The following is a 15,490-nucleotide window of genomic DNA, read 5'->3' on the forward strand; positions in this document are numbered from 1 at the left end:
TCACAATGCACAGTACCATAGGCTGTTAATGGTGTTATCTTACTGACACTACCGGTTAAGCTCAAATAAATAGCGACTTATGACTAAACAAAGCGGCGCCCTCTTTGTGGTGGCTACCCCTATTGGCAATCTGGACGATATTAGCCAGCGTGCCATCCGTACCTTACAGCAAGTTAGCTGTATCGCAGCTGAAGATACCCGGCACAGTGGTAAGTTATTACAACACCTTGGGATCAGTAATCGTCTGTTCGCGTTACACGACCATAATGAAAAGCAGCGCGCGGCCAGTATTATTGAAAAATGTCTGGCTGGCGAAGATGTCGCATTAATTTCTGATGCCGGTACGCCCTTGATCAGTGACCCTGGTTACAGCCTGGTCAGGCTGTGTCGGGAAGCCGGCGTGCCGGTCATTCCGATCCCAGGCCCCTGTGCGCTGATTACTGCGCTGTGTGCCGCCGGCCTACCCACCGACAAATTCCAGTTTATTGGCTTTCTGGCGCCAAAGTCGAATCAACGGCAAACGCAATTGGCTGCAGTACCGGCAGCAGCGGGAACTATTATTTGTTATGACACCGCACGGCGGATTCTGGATACGCTGCAAGATGTTGTGGCGGTGTTTGGGCCAGAACGGCAGCTGGTGCTGGCAAAGGAACTCACCAAAACCTTTGAACATTTTGCCTGTGGTACTGCCGCAGACATTACAACCTGGTTAACAGAAGACCCGCAGCGTTGTCAGGGTGAAATGGTGTTGATGATTGCTCCGGCACCAACCAAAGCCGACGAGGCGGTCAGTGAGGAAGTGCAGCGTACGCTAAAAATTCTGTTGGCCGAATTACCACTGAAGCAAGCGGCAGCGCTGGCGGCACAAATTCATAATGAAAAGAAAAACGCGCTCTATCAGCTGGCGCTAAGTTGGCAAACAGATTAGCGTTAGCCCTTAACGCGATTCTCGCGTATAATCCGCCACGGAGTCGGCCAGGGCAATCGCTGCTTGCGCAAGCAAGGGGAGGAAAGTCCGGGCTCCACAGGGCAGGGTGCCAGGTAACGCCTGGGAGGCGCGAGCCTACGACCAGTGCAACAGAGAGCAAACCGCCGATGGCCCAGCTGTTTACAGTTGGGATCAGGTAAGGGTGAAAGGGTGCGGTAAGAGCGCACCGCGCGACTGGTAACAGTTCGTGGCACGGTAAACTCCACCCGGAGCAAGATCAAATAGGCCCCCTATGGCGCGGCCCGCGTTGGGGGCGGGTAGATTGCTGGAGGCTTAGGGTGACCTAAGTCCTAGAGGAATGATTGCCACTCTGGCAACAGAGCACAGAACCCGGCTTACCGGCTGACTCCACATCTAAAAAAAAGCCCGCGCAAATTTCGCGGGCTTTTTGCTTTCGAGGTGTTACAGGAACTTGTATTCCAGTAACAGGGTATAAGCGCGACCACGAGGATCGGCAATTCGTGGTTCCCAGGCCGCACCGGCAGCAAAGTCGTTCTGGTGCGCGGTAAACGGCGGATCCTGGTCAAACAGGTTTTTGATGCCGAAGGTAAACTTCAGATTATCAAAACCGCTGTAGCTCAGGCTGTAGTTATAGGTGGTATAACTGGTGACATCCGGATTCCAGCCACTTGGAATATAACTGCCATTACGCACACTGACCGGTAGCTCATCTTTGTAACCATCACGGAACACCTGAGTCAGGTTATGGCTCCAGTCACCTTTGACATAGCTCAGGTTCAGCGTATGTTTCCATTTAATCGGCAGGTTATAGTAACGTACGTATTCGCCTACCAGGTTGTCGCTGTACGGCAGTATTTCCAGGCCTTTGGTTTTGAACGAATCAATATAGCTACCGTTCAGATTCAAGCGCCAATTACCACCAGCAAATTCACCTGTCAGGTTGGCATCGACCTCAATACCACGGGTCAGGGTACCGCCAGAGTTGATAAAGCGGCGGTCAATCGCAATCACCTGGCCACTGCTGTCGCGGATCCAGTTAGCCTGGAATACGTCATAGTTCTCAATCAACACATCGCGTGGCGCGGAGCGAATGGTATCGGTACGTTCAATTTCCCACCAGTCGATACTAAAGTTAAAGTTATCGAATGGTGCAACGACTACCCCAAAGCTCTTCTGCTCAGACTCTTCCGGCTTCAGATCTTCTTTACCACCAAAGATTTCAACCGGCCGGATTGAGGCACAGCCAGGCACAGTTTCACTGGCGACACCGCTTGGACAGGTTGAAGGATCGGCTAAATCCAAACCAGTGTACTGCGATTCGGTATTGCCGTTGAACAGTTGGTTAAAGGAAGGGACTTTAAAACCAGTGCTAAAAGCACCCCGGAACATTAACTCTTCCATTGGCCGGTAATTAAAGCTGACTTTCGGGTTAGTAGTACTACCAAAGCCATCGTATTTATCGTAACGACCAGCCAGACTGACATCCAAGGTATCATGCAGTGGTACATAGAGCTCAACGAACACCGCCTTGATATCGCGACTCACTTTATCCAGCACGTTAGCGTTATCGAAAGGCGCATTAAAGATCGGTCGCATTTCTGCGCGTTCATCGCCGTTAAATTTAAACTCTTCACGACGCAGATCGGCACCAATCGCTGCCTGAATTTCACCGCCTGGTAACTCAAAACCCAAGCCGCCTGTTAAAGTGGCGTCGATTTGCGTCATGATGGATTCGCCACCATAGAGTTTAACACCGGCTGCTGAGGCGGCTTCCAGCGCGGCCATGCCGGCATCAGACTGGCGTTGCCCTGGCAACAGGAAGGGGTTGATTAAACCGCTGCCCAGCACTTGCTTCAACGCATCAGTATAATGGTAACCGCTACCTAATACGGAGTCTGATTCACTGGAGGCGCGGGATAGACCAACGTTGTAGTCCCAATCGAAGGCGGTAATAATGCCTTCAAACGCCGCCATCATTCGATAAGACGTGGTTTCCGTATCAATTTCACGCGGACCACAGGCCATACAACGCCAGCGGTAGGCAATACGCTCACCATAGTTAAGCTGGTCGGCGCCAAAATAATTAGCTAAAGCAGCATACACCTGATCATAAGCTGCGCCGGTACTGGGATACCAAGTATCAGGTGTAAACGTTGCACCGGGAGAGATTTGATTCGGTTCAAAAGCTTTACTGACTTCAACTTTAGAGGCGACTAGCTCGACATAAGCGCTATGGTTCTCGTTAAGCTTAAAGGATGCGCGGCTGATAAAATCCAGGCTATCCTGCGGCTGTTGGATGCGCGCGGCAGCCGGGTAGTCCCAGGCACAGGCATAGCGCGAAGATAATGAACTCCATAGGCGTTCATCATAAGGTCCCATATTATCGCCGCCGGCCGCACAACCCGCGCCACCCGGCAAGTCCAACGTATTAATCGCAATTACAGTCAAACCATCGCGTGGATCACGCAGGCCAGTGCCAATCAAATTAGGCTGACTGGCCGGACGGTTAAAGACGGTGGCAAAAGGAGTACCGCGGGTATCAGGTGATAAACCACGCTCGGGTTGGAAAGTGTTGGAGAAAGCCCGATCGTTGCCGTCCAGTGTCTCATTCTTTTTATAAGACAGGGTACCAAAGATGTTCCAGCCATCCTGATTAATATCACCGGCACCGACAAGCAGGTTAGCACGATAGATATTACCCCCACCGGCTTCGGTGGTATCAGTGAAGGCAGAGGCTTCAGCACCGGTATAATCTTTTTTGGTAATAAAGTTGATAACACCACCGATGGCGTCAGTACCATACATAGCTGAGGCGCCATCCCGCAGTACTTCAACCCGTTCCAGGGCAGCGAAGGGAATCGAGTTTAAGTCAACTGCTCGCCCCTTCAGACCATGGGTTGCTACGCGGCGGCCGTTTAATAATACCAGCGTCGCATCAGCCCCCTGGCCGCGCAGGTTAGCGCCTGATACGCCGTTATTACCACGTTGCTCTTCTGATACGATACCGCCATTACTGGCCAGGTTATCCGAGGAGTTACCGGCAATATTCAGTTGCATTAATAATTGTTCAGCTGAGGTAATACCCTGTGCATCAATCTCTGCTTTGCTAAACACGGTTAATGGGAGTGAACCTTCAATATTGGTTCTTTTGATATTGGAACCGGTAACCCGGATGCGTTCTACTTTTGCATCTTCGGCGTCCGGTACTGCGGTGTCCTGCGCCATTACGACTGTTGAGCCCAAGCCGGCAAGGGCAATGGACTGAATGAGCCTGTTCAACTTCATTGCAATCTCTCCTGGATATTACACCCTTTATAATTATTACATCGTTACGCTGCTAGCCGTGCGGCGCTGTGCAGGGATGTAGAATTTCTGCACAAAATTAACATAGCAATCTTTTGTTGGTTTTGAAAATAATTTATGCTAAAAATCATTAAATTTTGGAATATTTCATTCCGGCGGAGTCTGTTTTGAAGCAAATGCAGCGCTTAAACTCTCTGCTCAGTCGCGCTTTACAGTTGATGACACTGTGCTGCATCCTGTTGCTGAGCAAAGCCTATAGTCAAACGTTCAGCTCAGATATTCCATTGCTGCAGCCGCAGCATCTGACAGCCGAATACTGGCTGGCCAAAGTTGCCGATGCTGATCAAGTGTTGTTAAGTGTAGAACAAATCAACGAGTTCAACCGGCAGACTTTTTTGCAGCAACCAGAAATGCTGGCCATCTCCGAGATCCCAATGAGTCGCAGCGCGAGCGAACTCAGCGCTGTGCTGCAAAAAGTCAGTGCACCTCCCGGTTCCGCCCGCTTTTTTGCCGATGGCCGGCAACTGGGTGCCGCTGATTGGGTGCCACTGCTGCAACAACTTAATCCAGAGGCGATACAAGCGGATAATCCGACCCGCTTTGGTCTGGTGACGCAAAGAGCCTTAATGCGCGCCGTGCCATCGGAGCTCAGGGTATTTAATGAGGCAATGGCGCTGGATCTGAATCGCTTTCAGGAAACGGCGGTCTTTGTCGGTGAGCCGGTGGCGGTACTGCATCAAAGTCTGGATGGCAATTGGTTGTTGGTACAAAACTATCATTATACTGGTTGGGTGCCGACAACAGCGATAGCGCTGGGCCGCCGCGAACAAGTACTAGCGTACGCCGACGCCAAACCCTTTCTGGTGGTGACCGGTGCGCGGGCGAAAACCAATTTTGTACCCGGGCAGGCGGCGATTTCCGAGTTACAACTGGATATGGGCGTACGGTTGCCACTGTTGGATGCCGCCGTGCTGGGACACAATATTCATGGCCAGAATCCGCATGCCAGCCATATCGTGCAATTACCGGTACGCGATGCTAATGGGCAATTAGTGCTAGTGCCAGCATTAATTGGCCGCAATCAGGACGTCGTAACCGGCTATTTGCCTTACACCACGCGCAATGTGGTACAGCAGGCCTTTAAGTATCTGGGGCAGCGCTATGGCTGGGGCTACGATTATAACAGTGTCGATTGTACCGGCTTTTTAGTGGATATCTTTCGTACTTTTGGGCTGTTAATGCCGCGTAACTCTGGTGAACAGGGCTATGGTGGCTTTGGCCAGAATCAACGCTTTGATGAGAGTCTGCCGGTCGCCGACAAGCTGGCCAAAGTCCACAATGCCAAAGTCGGGGATTTTATTTACCGGCCTGGTCATGTGATGTTGTATCTGGGGCAAAGTCAGGGCGAACCCTTTGTGATCCATGCCGTCTACGATTTAGCGTATTACCAGGCTGACGGCCAGTTTTACCGCGGTACTCTGAACGGTGTCGCCGTGACACCACTAACACCGCTCTATTTGAGCGAGGAGCAAAGCTATCTGCAGCGGCTCTATAATATTAAATCCTTGCGTTAACTGAGGTTAGCATGAAAATTACCGATATCCGGCTGGGCATGCTGCGGGTGCCGCTGAAAACCCCGTTTAAAACCGCATTGCGCACGGTCAATCAAATTGAAGACGTGGTGGTGATTATCGAAACTGATACCGGCCATCGCGGTTATGGCGAAGCGCCCGCTACGGCGGTGATTACCGGCGATATTCATGGTTCTATTATCGAGGCTATCCGCACGGTGATAAAACCCAAGCTGCTGGGGCAGGATATTGCTGATCTGAATCATATCTTACGGCTGATTCAGGGCTGTATCATGAAAAACTACAGTGCCAAAGCCGCCGTCGAAATCGCTGTCTATGATTTGTTCGCCCAGTACTATCAGGCACCGCTCTACAAGATGCTGGGCGGCGGCGTACCGCGGCTGACCACCGATATTACCATTAGTGTCGACTATATCGATAAAATGGTCGCCGACTCTTTGGATGCAGTAGCCAATGGTTTCGAAACCCTGAAAGTGAAGGTAGGCAAAGATATCGGTGTCGATATAGAAAGAGTCAAAGCCATTTACAATGCCGTGGCCGGTAAAGCCTTAATCCGGCTCGATGCTAATCAGGGCTGGACGGCCAAAGAAGCCGTCTACGCGTTACATAAACTGGAAGATGCCGGCGTCAGACTGGAACTGGTGGAACAACCGGTAAAATATTACGATCTGGAAGGCTTAAAATATATTACTGAGCGTGTACATACGCCGGTGATGGCGGATGAAAGCAGCTTTGGCCCGCGCGAAGTGATCGAGCTGATTAAGATGCGCGCCGCAGATATCATCAATATTAAGTTGATGAAAACCGGCGGCATCTCTAACGCCATTAAGATTGCCGATATTTGCTCGTTCTATGATATGCAGTGCATGATTGGTTGTATGCTGGAAAGCAGCATCAGTGTCGCAGCTGCAGTACATGTGGCAGTGGCTAAGGCAGATGTGATTACCAAGATCGATCTGGACGGTCCGTCCTTGTGTGCAGTTAATCCGGTCAGTTGCAGTGTTAGCTTTAATGGCCCGGATATCACTATCGGTGATGCACCGGGTTTAGGCGTGACCGCTATTGAAGGGCTGGAGATGCTGGCTTAGCCAGTATTAATTTTTTTCCAGCAAGCCCAGCAATTTATTATGCTCGGTTAATTGTTGCCGATAAGCGGTACATTGACAGAGTAATAAAAACAACAGATGACACAGGTGTTGTTGTGATTGCTGGGTGATTAGCCTCGCCAGACGCTCATCGGTTTCGGTATCCAGCGTAAACAGCGTGATATCGGCCACCGCACTCTGGGCGCTGGTTTGAAAACGGGTCAGTGAGATAATTTTCAGCTGGCGCTTTCTGGCATACAGCTCTAATTTCAGTAAGTCAGCATTCTCACCACTATCAGAAATTAACATCACAACACTGCCGGCGGGTAAAGTACGCGCTAACTGCAGGCTTAATGCCGGATCACTGTGAAATAACGCTAACTTACCTAACTCCAGTAGCCGGTTTTGCATATCGGCAGCAACGACTGCGGAATGGGCACTGCCGGCCAGTAAAATCTGCCCTGCTTGATGCAATAGCTGGGCGGCTTGTTGCAGTTTGGCATCAGGATTAATGCTTAACAAACCACGCAAACTTTGCCACAGACTTTGTTGTAATTGTTCGGCCAGTTGGCCCAGGTTGCTGAGCTCACTCGGACTTTCCGCCGGCTCGCGTTGCAAGGTTGACGCCGTAACGACAGCCTCAGTAATCGCCAGTTTTAAATCAGGGTAGCCTTTGTAGCCCAGTTTCTGGCAAAATTTCACCACACTGGACTGACTAATACCCACGGCATCCGCCAGCTGCTGCGAAGAGTAATCGCGGAGCAGGTGCGAGTTATCCAGAATAAAGTCAGCCAGTTTGCGTTCGCTGGCTGAGAGTTGGTCGAGCATGCCTTTGATTTTCAGCAGACTGAGCATAGCTAAGATCCCTGTAAGAGTCTGGTCGGCTGTTGAGACTTTATATTGAATAAATTATTCCCTAATAGCAAGTTTGCTTATTCCTACTGTGTTTTTCGCTAATTTAACCGCTAAATCATCCACTTCGCTGCAGGCCTGATCGAGACAGGATCTTATTCGATCTTTGCTACCGTTTTTACCTTGACAGTCGCTGAAGTAGCACCCTAAACTGTCTCATTGTGGGGATAAGTGGGTAATTGTGGATCATTTTGGAAAAGATGTTGCTGTCGGTGGGGAGCTCACGACAGGTAAATCGACGCCGCTGATCTGCTGGTACAGAGATAACACTTAAAAACAGGCACTGAACGATGTTTCGTGGATCATTCACTCTGACCTTAGATGACAAAGGACGGTTAGCGCTACCCGCGCGTTACCGCGACCGCCTGTTGTCTGAAAATCAGGGGCAATTGATCTGCACCATTGATTTGCACGACCCGTGTTTATTGCTGTTTCCGCTGGCTGAGTGGGAAGAAATCGAAGAAAAACTACAATCACTCTCCAGCCTGAACCCTCAGGAGCGCCGCTTACAGCGGATTCTGCTGGGTAATGCCACTGAATGCGATATGGACAAGAGCGGCCGTATTTTGCTGCCGGCTTTCTTACGGCAGCACGCAGGCCTGAATAAAAATATCCGTTTGGTGGGTCAATTAAATAAGTTTGAGATTTGGGACGAGGCCGCCTGGCAAGACCGTCTGACCGCTGATATTGAGCTGGAACAGGCGCAGGCTGGATCGGTTGAGTTATCCGAACGCTTACAGGATTTTGTACTGTAAATGACCAAGACTTCGCATATCTCGGTACTGCTGGCGGAAACCCTGGCAGGACTGGCAATCAAGGCTGATGGCATCTATCTGGATGGCACTTTCGGCCGTGGTGGTCATAGCCGGGAGATATTGCAACAACTTGGGCCTAACGGCCGTTTATACGCGATTGATCGCGATCCCGCCGCCATTGCTGCTGCAGCCCCACTGCAAGCCGATGCGCGTTTTCACATCACCCATAGCCCCTTTGCCGCCCTGGCACAGATTGCCGAACAACAACAGATTGTTGGCAAAATAGACGGTATTTTACTCGATTTAGGCGTCTCCTCCCCACAACTGGATGAAGCCGAACGGGGTTTTAGTTTTATGCGTGACGGCCCGCTGGATATGCGGATGGACCCAACCAGTGGTGTGTCGGCCGCAGACTGGCTGGCCAGTGCTGACGTAGAGGACATCAGCTTTGTGCTGCGCGAATACGGTGAAGAAAAATTTGCCTGGCGCATAGCCAATAGCATTGTCAGCAGCCGTGCCGAGCAGCCTCTGACCCGCACTGCCCAGCTGGCGGAGTTAATCAGCCGTTCAGTGCCCAAAAGCGCGAAAGAGAAAAAGCATCCGGCGACCCGGAGTTTTCAGGCGATTCGCATTTATATCAACAGTGAGCTGGAGCAAGTCAATCAGGCGCTGCAAGGCGCGTTAGCGGTATTAAAACCGGGCGGCCGGCTTTGTGTGATCAGCTTTCACTCGTTAGAAGATCGGCTGGTAAAACAGTTTATGCGCCGCAATTCTAAGCCAGCAGCGCTGCCACGTGGCTTACCGCTGACGAATGCGCAATTACAGCAGGCAGTACCGTTAAAGCTGATTGGCAAAGCCATTATGCCGTCGGACGCCGAGCTGGCTGAAAATCCCAGAGCGCGCAGCGCAGTGCTGCGGATAGCAGAGAGGACAGCGCTATGAGCCAGATCCGCCTCTCCAGTCAGATTATCCAACAATGGCGCCAGCGTAAGCTGGTGTTGCTGTTATTGGTCTGTTGTGTGTTATCGGCGCTGGCAGTGGTACAGATGGCGCATCTGAACCGACAACTGACTATTCAACAGGATTTAAATTATCAACAGCGGGATCAGCTGGATACCGAGTGGCGCAACCTGTTATTAGAGCAGCGCGCTCTCGCTGAACATAGCCGGGTGGAAGAAATTGCCCGCCGGCAGCTGAATATGCAACGTCCCAGCGGCGACCGTGATATCAGGGTGCAACAGCCATGAAAAAACCGGCCATGAAAGCACAAGCGAAAACCAGAAAGCACCCTGCGGTGTTGGGCTGGCGCTTTGCCTTTGTGCTGCTGAGTATCAGCACGGTCTTCGTGGCATTGGTGGCCAGAGCCGCCTGGCTGCAGGTGGTTGAGCCGGATATGCTGGTGACCCAGGGTGATTTACGCACACTGCGGGTGGAATCCGACAAAGTGTTGCGCGGCATGATTCTCGATCGCCACGGGGAAGCCATGGCAGTCAGTGTCCCGGTAGAGGCCATCTGGGCCGATCCGAAAGAAGTGATCGAGCGCAATGCGGCTGCCGATGAACGGCGCTGGCATGCACTGGCCGATATACTGCAAATGACACCACAACAATTACTGCAACGCATTGGCGATAATCCGAGCCGCCGTTTTGTGTATCTGCAACGTCAGGTCAACCCGGCTGTGGTGGATTATGTACGCAAATTAAAAGTACCTGGTATCCATTTCCGGCAGGAGTCGCGGCGTTATTACCCAGCAGGTGAAGTTGCTGCTCAACTGATTGGTTTTACCAATGTCGACGATGTAGGCGTCGAAGGCATTGAAAAACGCTTTAACGAAGTCTTGACCGGAACCGCTGGTCGCAAGGTGTTCCGCAAAGACGCCAAGGGCCGCGAAATTGAAGTACTGGAGCGCGAGGCCTCGCAAGAGCCAGCCAATGTGGTATTGAGTATTGATCAGCGGATTCAGGCGGTGGCCTATCGTGAGTTGAAAAAGGCGGTGCTGTCACACGGTGCCGCCTCAGGCTCCGCAGTGGTGGTCGATGTGCATACCGGTGAAATTCTGGCGATGGTCAATAGCCCGTCGTTTAACCCGAATAATCGCCGCAATACGCCGGTGCACCGCTTCCGCAACCGCGCCATTACTGACACCTTTGAGCCGGGCTCGACCATGAAGCCACTGGCGGTATTGAGTGCGCTGGAATTTGGTACCGCGGAGCTTGATACGATGGTTGATGTCAGTCCCGGCGTGATGCGTATCGGCGGCAGCTGGGTCCGTGATCCGAATAACTACGGCAGTCTGAGCCTGGGTGGCATTATTCAGAAATCCAGCAATATGGGCGTCGCCCGTTTGGTGTTGCAAATTCCCCATCAGCATGTCGTTGGTCTTTATCATAACCTGGGACTGGGGCAGGATACCGGCACCGGTTTAACCGGTGAGAGCAGCGGCATCTTTAGCTTCCGCCAGCGCTGGTCTGACTTTGAACGCGCTACCTTCTCTTACGGCTATGGCTTATCAGTTACTGCTGTGCAGTTAGCCCGCGCATACGCCGCTATCGGCAACGGTGGCATCAGCCGGCCTTTGACTATTCTGAAAACTGCCGAACCCGAAACCGGCGAGCAGGTACTAAAACCGGAATATGCCGGCGCCATGCTGGAAATGATGGAAGCCAGTATTGCCCCGGGCGGCACTGCCACCCGCGCCCAGATCCCCGGTTATCGGGTCGGCGGTAAGACTGGTACTGCCCGTAAAGCAGTGGCCGGCGGTTATGGTGATGACTATATCGCCTCCTTTGCCGGCGTTGGCCCCATTAGTAATCCGCGTCTGGTTACTGTGGTGGTCATCAACGAACCAGCCGGTGATTTCTATCATGGTGGTGAAATTGCAGCGCCTGTATTTGCGCAAATTATGGGCGCGTCGATGCAACTATTAAACTTGCCGCCGGATGCACAGACCCGGCCGAAAATCACTGCAGTACCAAGGGGGCAAAATGCCGGTTAACAGTCAACACTGGTTAGCAGCCTATCACCCTGAAGTACCTGCCGTGGCGTTACAGCAGCTGCGCATTGACAGCCGCCAGGTACAGGCCGGTGATGTGTTTATTGCCCTAGCAGGCAGTAAAACCGACGGCCAACAGTTTATTACTGCGGCGCTGGCACAGGGCGCCGCCTTAGTTCTCACCGCCAGCGGCAGCTTTGCTGATCCGCGTGTTCTGGTGATGCCGCGCCTGGTTGAATTACTGCCGGAATTGGCTGCTGCTTTCTATGGTCATCCACAGCAACAATTAACGCTGGTAGGCGTAACCGGCACCAACGGCAAATCCTCTGTTAGCAGTTTTATTGCCCAGCTGGCGGGCCAGCTCGGCATCCCCAGTGCGGTGATTGGTACCTTGGGTTATGGGCCCTGGGATCAGTTAACACCGCTGGCCAATACCACGCCGCACTTTGTCGACCTGCAACGCATTTTCGCTGGCTTTGTCGCTGCTGGCATTAAGCTGGTGGCGATGGAAGTGTCATCGCATGCGTTGGTGCAGCAGCGGGTCGCCGGGCTGACATTTAAAGTGGCAGTATTTACCAATCTGAGTCGCGACCATCTGGACTATCACGGTTCGATGGACGCTTATGCGGCGGCCAAAGCGTTATTGTTTCAGGCGACACAAAGTGAGCTGGCAGTGCTAAACCTGTCTGATGCAACCGGCCGCAGCTATGCTGCAACCACTACCTTACCGGTATTTGCCTATGGTAAGACCGCAGACTGCCCCGAAGCTGACGCCTTAAGTTATCGCTGCGCCGCACCCAATCCACAAGGCGTATTCTGCGAGTTACAGCAGAGTGGTGTCGAGTACAACCTACAGCTACCGCTACTCGGTGAATTTAACGTGCAAAATGCGCTGGCAGCCATCCGTTGTTTACAGGCGTTGGGTCAGCCGTTAACGGCATTGCTCACGGCTGCTGCTCAACTGCAACCTGTTGCCGGACGGATGGAACAATATCCGTTGGCAACCGGTGCGACGGTCGTGGTGGACTACGCCCATACCCCGGATGCACTGCAACAAACCTTATTAGCGTTGCGGGCGCATTGTTTAAATCATCTGTGGTGCGTATTTGGTTGTGGTGGAGACCGCGATAAGGGCAAGCGGCCGCTGATGGGGCAGATTGCCGAACAGCTAGCGGACCATCTGATTCTCACCTCTGATAACCCGCGCAGCGAAGACCCGCTGCAGATCCTGCAGGATATTGCCGCCGGGCTCAGTGAAAACTGCAGCTATACGTTAGAACCTGACCGCCAGTTGGCGATCAAACTGGCCCTGCTGCAGGCACAACCGGATGATATCGTGCTGATTGCCGGCAAAGGCCATGAAACTGAACAAATTATTGGTACGGTAGCACACCACTATGACGAGCGCGCTTATGTCCGCCAACTACAACAGGAGATGGCATCATGATTCGTATGCGGTTATCTGAGTTGGCAGCCATATTACAAACCCCGTTGGTCGGTGCAGATCCGGTGATCGACAGTATTAGCACCGATAGCCGTACTCTGGAAGGCGCGGCGGTATTTCTGGCGCTAAAAGGGGCTAATTTTGACGGCAACCAGTTTTTAGCCGAGGTGGCTGCTAAAGGTGCAGTCGCCCTGATTTGTAGCCAGGTACCGCCACTGGATATCCCATACATTCTGGTGCCGGATGGTCGTCGGGCACTGGGGCAGCTTGGCGCTGCGTTAAAGCAACGCTTAGCCCCGAAAACGGTCGCCATCACCGGCAGTGCCGGCAAAACCACGGTTAAAGAAATGCTGGCGGCTATTCTGCAGCAACAAGGTCCGGTGCTGGCTACTGCAGGTAATTTTAACAACGATATCGGTGTGCCTCTGACGCTGTTACGGCTTACTGAACAGCACCGCTTTGCCGTGCTGGAACTGGGCGCCAACCATCCGGGTGAAATTGCTTATACCACAGCTCTGGTTAAACCCGATGTGGCACTGATCACCAATGCCGCGGCCTCACATCTGGAGGGTTTTGGTGATATTTACGGTGTGGCCCGGGCGAAAGCCGAAATTTACCATGGCTTAACCGCCAGTGGCGTCGCCATTGTGTCACTGGACAGTGACTACAGCGATTACTGGCTGGCGCAGGTTGTTGCCCATCCATACCGCACTTTTAGTATTGAAAATCCGGCAGCCGATTTTTATGCCAGTGCTATCCGGTTAGATGAAGTGGGTTGTGCCCACTTTGTGCTGCATCACGCCGGTGCTGAGCAACAGATTCAGCTGCGGATCCCGGGTCGGCATAACGTGGCCAATGCGCTGGCAGCCGCAGCGGCGGCACTGGAGCTTGGCTTAAGTTTACCGCAGGTGCAGCAAGGTTTACTGCAGATGCAAGCGGTAAAAGGCCGAACTAACATCGTGCAGGTTAAACCCGGTTTCCGGCTGATTGATGATACCTACAATGCCAATGTTGAATCGGTAAAAGCTGCCATTGATTTATTGGCCAGCTACTCCGGCTTTCGTGGCTTGTTGCTTGGCGATATGGGCGAGCTGGGTGCCAATGCGCGTTTATACCACGAACAGATTGGTGATTATGCGAAAAAGGCCGGTATTAATCTGTTATTCACTGTTGGCGTGTTATCACAGAGCGCCAGCGATAGCTTCGGGCCGGCAGGGGCGCATTTTAGTCAGCGCCAGAGCCTGCTCGAGCAATTAATGCCACTGTTGGCTGGCAAATCGGATGTCACGCTGCTGGTGAAAGGTTCACGCAGTGCGCGGATGGAATTAGTAGTACAAGACTTGCTAGAACGTAGTCAGCAGGAGACCAGCCCATGTTAGTGTGGTTAGCAGAATATTTAACCCAATATATCAGTGCCTTTAACGTCTTTAGTTATTTGACGTTCCGCGCCATTCTTGGCGTACTTACTTCTTTACTGCTAAGCCTGTATTTTGGTCCTAAGCTGATTGCCGCTTTGCAGCGGATGCAGATTGGCCAGGTAGTCCGTAATGATGGTCCGGAAAGCCATTTCTCGAAAAAAGGCACGCCAACTATGGGTGGCTTGCTGATCCTCGGCTCCATTCTGGTATCGACCCTGTTATGGGCCAACCTCGAGAACAAATACGTCTGGGTGGTGCTGTTTGTACTGGTTAGTTTTGGTGCTATCGGTTTTGTCGATGATTACCGCAAAGTGATCCGCAAAGATCCCAAAGGTTTGATTGCGCGCTGGAAGTACTTCTGGCAGTCATTGTTTGCCATCCTTACAGCTTTTTTCCTGTATGCCACCGCTGAGCGGCCAGCCGAAACGGCCTTATTGGTTCCGTTCTTGAAGGATGTGATGCCACAGCTGGGCCTACTGTTTATCGCGCTGAGTTACTTTGTCATTGTCGGTACCAGCAATGCAGTGAACCTGACAGATGGTCTGGACGGCCTGGCGATAGTGCCCACTATTATGGTGGCCGGTGCCTTTGCCATTATTGCTTACGCCAGTGGTAACGTGAATTTTGCCAGTTATCTGAATATTCCGTTCTTACCCTATGCCGGTGAGCTGGTGGTGTTCTGCGCGGCCTTAATTGGTGCCGGTTTAGGCTTTCTGTGGTTTAACACTTACCCGGCACTGGTGTTTATGGGCGATGTCGGCTCGCTGGCACTGGGCGCCGTGCTGGGGGTTATTGCCATTTTAGTCCGCCAGGAAATTGTGCTGTTTATTATGGGCGGCATCTTTGTGATGGAAACGCTGTCGGTGATTTTACAGGTTGGCTCATACAAGCTGCGCAAACAACGGATTTTCCGGATGGCACCGATCCATCACCATTACGAATTAAAAGGCTGGCCAGAGCCACGGGTTATCGTGCGCTTCTGGATCCTTTCCATCATCTTTGTGCTGGTGGGTTTAGCCACCCTGAAACTGAGATAAGGT

General features: G+C 52.2%; 12 protein-coding genes and 1 other RNA gene. 11 read left to right on the forward strand and 2 right to left on the reverse strand.

The genetic code is table 11. The features are described from left to right. Window positions 1–79 precede the first annotated feature (79 nt). Window positions 80–928: a 16S rRNA (cytidine(1402)-2'-O)-methyltransferase gene (gene rsmI / locus AAY72_RS09580; protein ID WP_008984719.1), complete on the forward strand. Its 849-nt coding sequence runs from the start codon at window positions 80–82 to the stop codon at window positions 926–928. A 39-nt stretch (window positions 929–967) separates the two neighbouring features. Next, an RNA gene (gene rnpB / locus AAY72_RS09770) (RNase P RNA component class A) lies at window positions 968–1,342 on the forward strand. A gap of 48 nt (window positions 1,343–1,390) precedes the next feature. Here the strand turns inward: rnpB and AAY72_RS09585 are convergent. Further along, window positions 1,391–4,234: a TonB-dependent receptor gene (locus AAY72_RS09585; protein WP_057787126.1), complete on the reverse strand. Its 2,844-nt coding sequence runs from the start codon at window positions 4,232–4,234 to the stop codon at window positions 1,391–1,393. A gap of 194 nt (window positions 4,235–4,428) precedes the next feature. Here AAY72_RS09585 and AAY72_RS09590 point away from each other — a divergent pair, with 194 nt between their 5' ends. Both AAY72_RS09590 and AAY72_RS09595 read left to right on the forward strand, forming a co-directional pair. Continuing rightward, window positions 4,429–5,826 carry an SH3 domain-containing protein gene (locus tag AAY72_RS09590; protein WP_057787128.1) on the forward strand — a complete coding sequence of 466 codons (1,398 nt, stop codon included), beginning with the start codon at window positions 4,429–4,431 and terminating at the stop codon, window positions 5,824–5,826. Window positions 5,827–5,837: 11 nt separating this feature from the next. Beyond that, window positions 5,838–6,932, forward strand: a complete 1,095-nt coding sequence (locus tag AAY72_RS09595) for a dipeptide epimerase (RefSeq protein ID WP_008984716.1) — start codon at window positions 5,838–5,840, stop codon at window positions 6,930–6,932. 6 nt (window positions 6,933–6,938) lie between these two features. Here AAY72_RS09595 and AAY72_RS09600 read toward each other — a convergent pair whose 3' ends face one another. Continuing rightward, on the reverse strand, window positions 6,939–7,784 hold the full coding sequence (locus AAY72_RS09600) for a MurR/RpiR family transcriptional regulator (RefSeq protein WP_008984715.1): 846 nt from the start codon (window positions 7,782–7,784) through the stop codon (window positions 6,939–6,941). Window positions 7,785–8,131: 347 nt separating this feature from the next. Here AAY72_RS09600 and mraZ point away from each other — a divergent pair, with 347 nt between their 5' ends. Genes mraZ through mraY form a run of 7 tightly spaced genes read left to right on the forward strand, consistent with a single transcriptional unit; the run spans window position 8,132 to window position 15,487 of the window. Next, complete coding sequence (mraZ, locus tag AAY72_RS09605) at window positions 8,132–8,596, forward strand: division/cell wall cluster transcriptional repressor MraZ (RefSeq protein WP_008984714.1); 465 nt, start codon at window positions 8,132–8,134, stop codon at window positions 8,594–8,596. Then, entirely contained in the window at window positions 8,597–9,538 is a 942-nt protein-coding gene (rsmH, locus tag AAY72_RS09610) for a 16S rRNA (cytosine(1402)-N(4))-methyltransferase RsmH (RefSeq protein ID WP_057787130.1), read from the forward strand. Next, on the forward strand, window positions 9,535–9,843 hold the full coding sequence (ftsL, locus tag AAY72_RS09615; RefSeq protein ID WP_008984712.1) for a cell division protein FtsL: 309 nt from the start codon (window positions 9,535–9,537) through the stop codon (window positions 9,841–9,843). Before rsmH ends, ftsL begins: the two co-directional genes overlap by 4 nt. Further along, complete coding sequence (locus AAY72_RS09620) at window positions 9,840–11,591, forward strand: peptidoglycan glycosyltransferase FtsI (RefSeq protein ID WP_008984711.1); 1,752 nt, start codon at window positions 9,840–9,842, stop codon at window positions 11,589–11,591. The genes ftsL and AAY72_RS09620 overlap by 4 nt, the downstream gene beginning before the upstream one ends. Beyond that, the gene (locus AAY72_RS09625; protein ID WP_057787132.1) at window positions 11,581–13,035 is read left to right on the forward strand and encodes a UDP-N-acetylmuramoyl-L-alanyl-D-glutamate--2,6-diaminopimelate ligase; all 1,455 of its coding nucleotides are present in this window, start codon (window positions 11,581–11,583) and stop codon (window positions 13,033–13,035) included. The genes AAY72_RS09620 and AAY72_RS09625 overlap by 11 nt, the downstream gene beginning before the upstream one ends. Next, window positions 13,032–14,411 (forward strand): UDP-N-acetylmuramoyl-tripeptide--D-alanyl-D-alanine ligase, encoded by a 1,380-nt coding sequence (gene murF / locus AAY72_RS09630; RefSeq protein ID WP_057787134.1) that lies wholly within the window; start codon window positions 13,032–13,034, stop codon window positions 14,409–14,411. Before AAY72_RS09625 ends, murF begins: the two co-directional genes overlap by 4 nt. Next, window positions 14,405–15,487, forward strand: a complete 1,083-nt coding sequence (gene mraY, locus AAY72_RS09635; protein ID WP_008984708.1) for a phospho-N-acetylmuramoyl-pentapeptide-transferase — start codon at window positions 14,405–14,407, stop codon at window positions 15,485–15,487. Before murF ends, mraY begins: the two co-directional genes overlap by 7 nt. Window positions 15,488–15,490: the final 3 nt, after the last annotated feature.

This window comes from Alishewanella sp. WH16-1 (genome assembly GCF_001441695.1).
Taxonomy (GTDB): domain Bacteria; phylum Pseudomonadota; class Gammaproteobacteria; order Enterobacterales; family Alteromonadaceae; genus Alishewanella; species Alishewanella agri.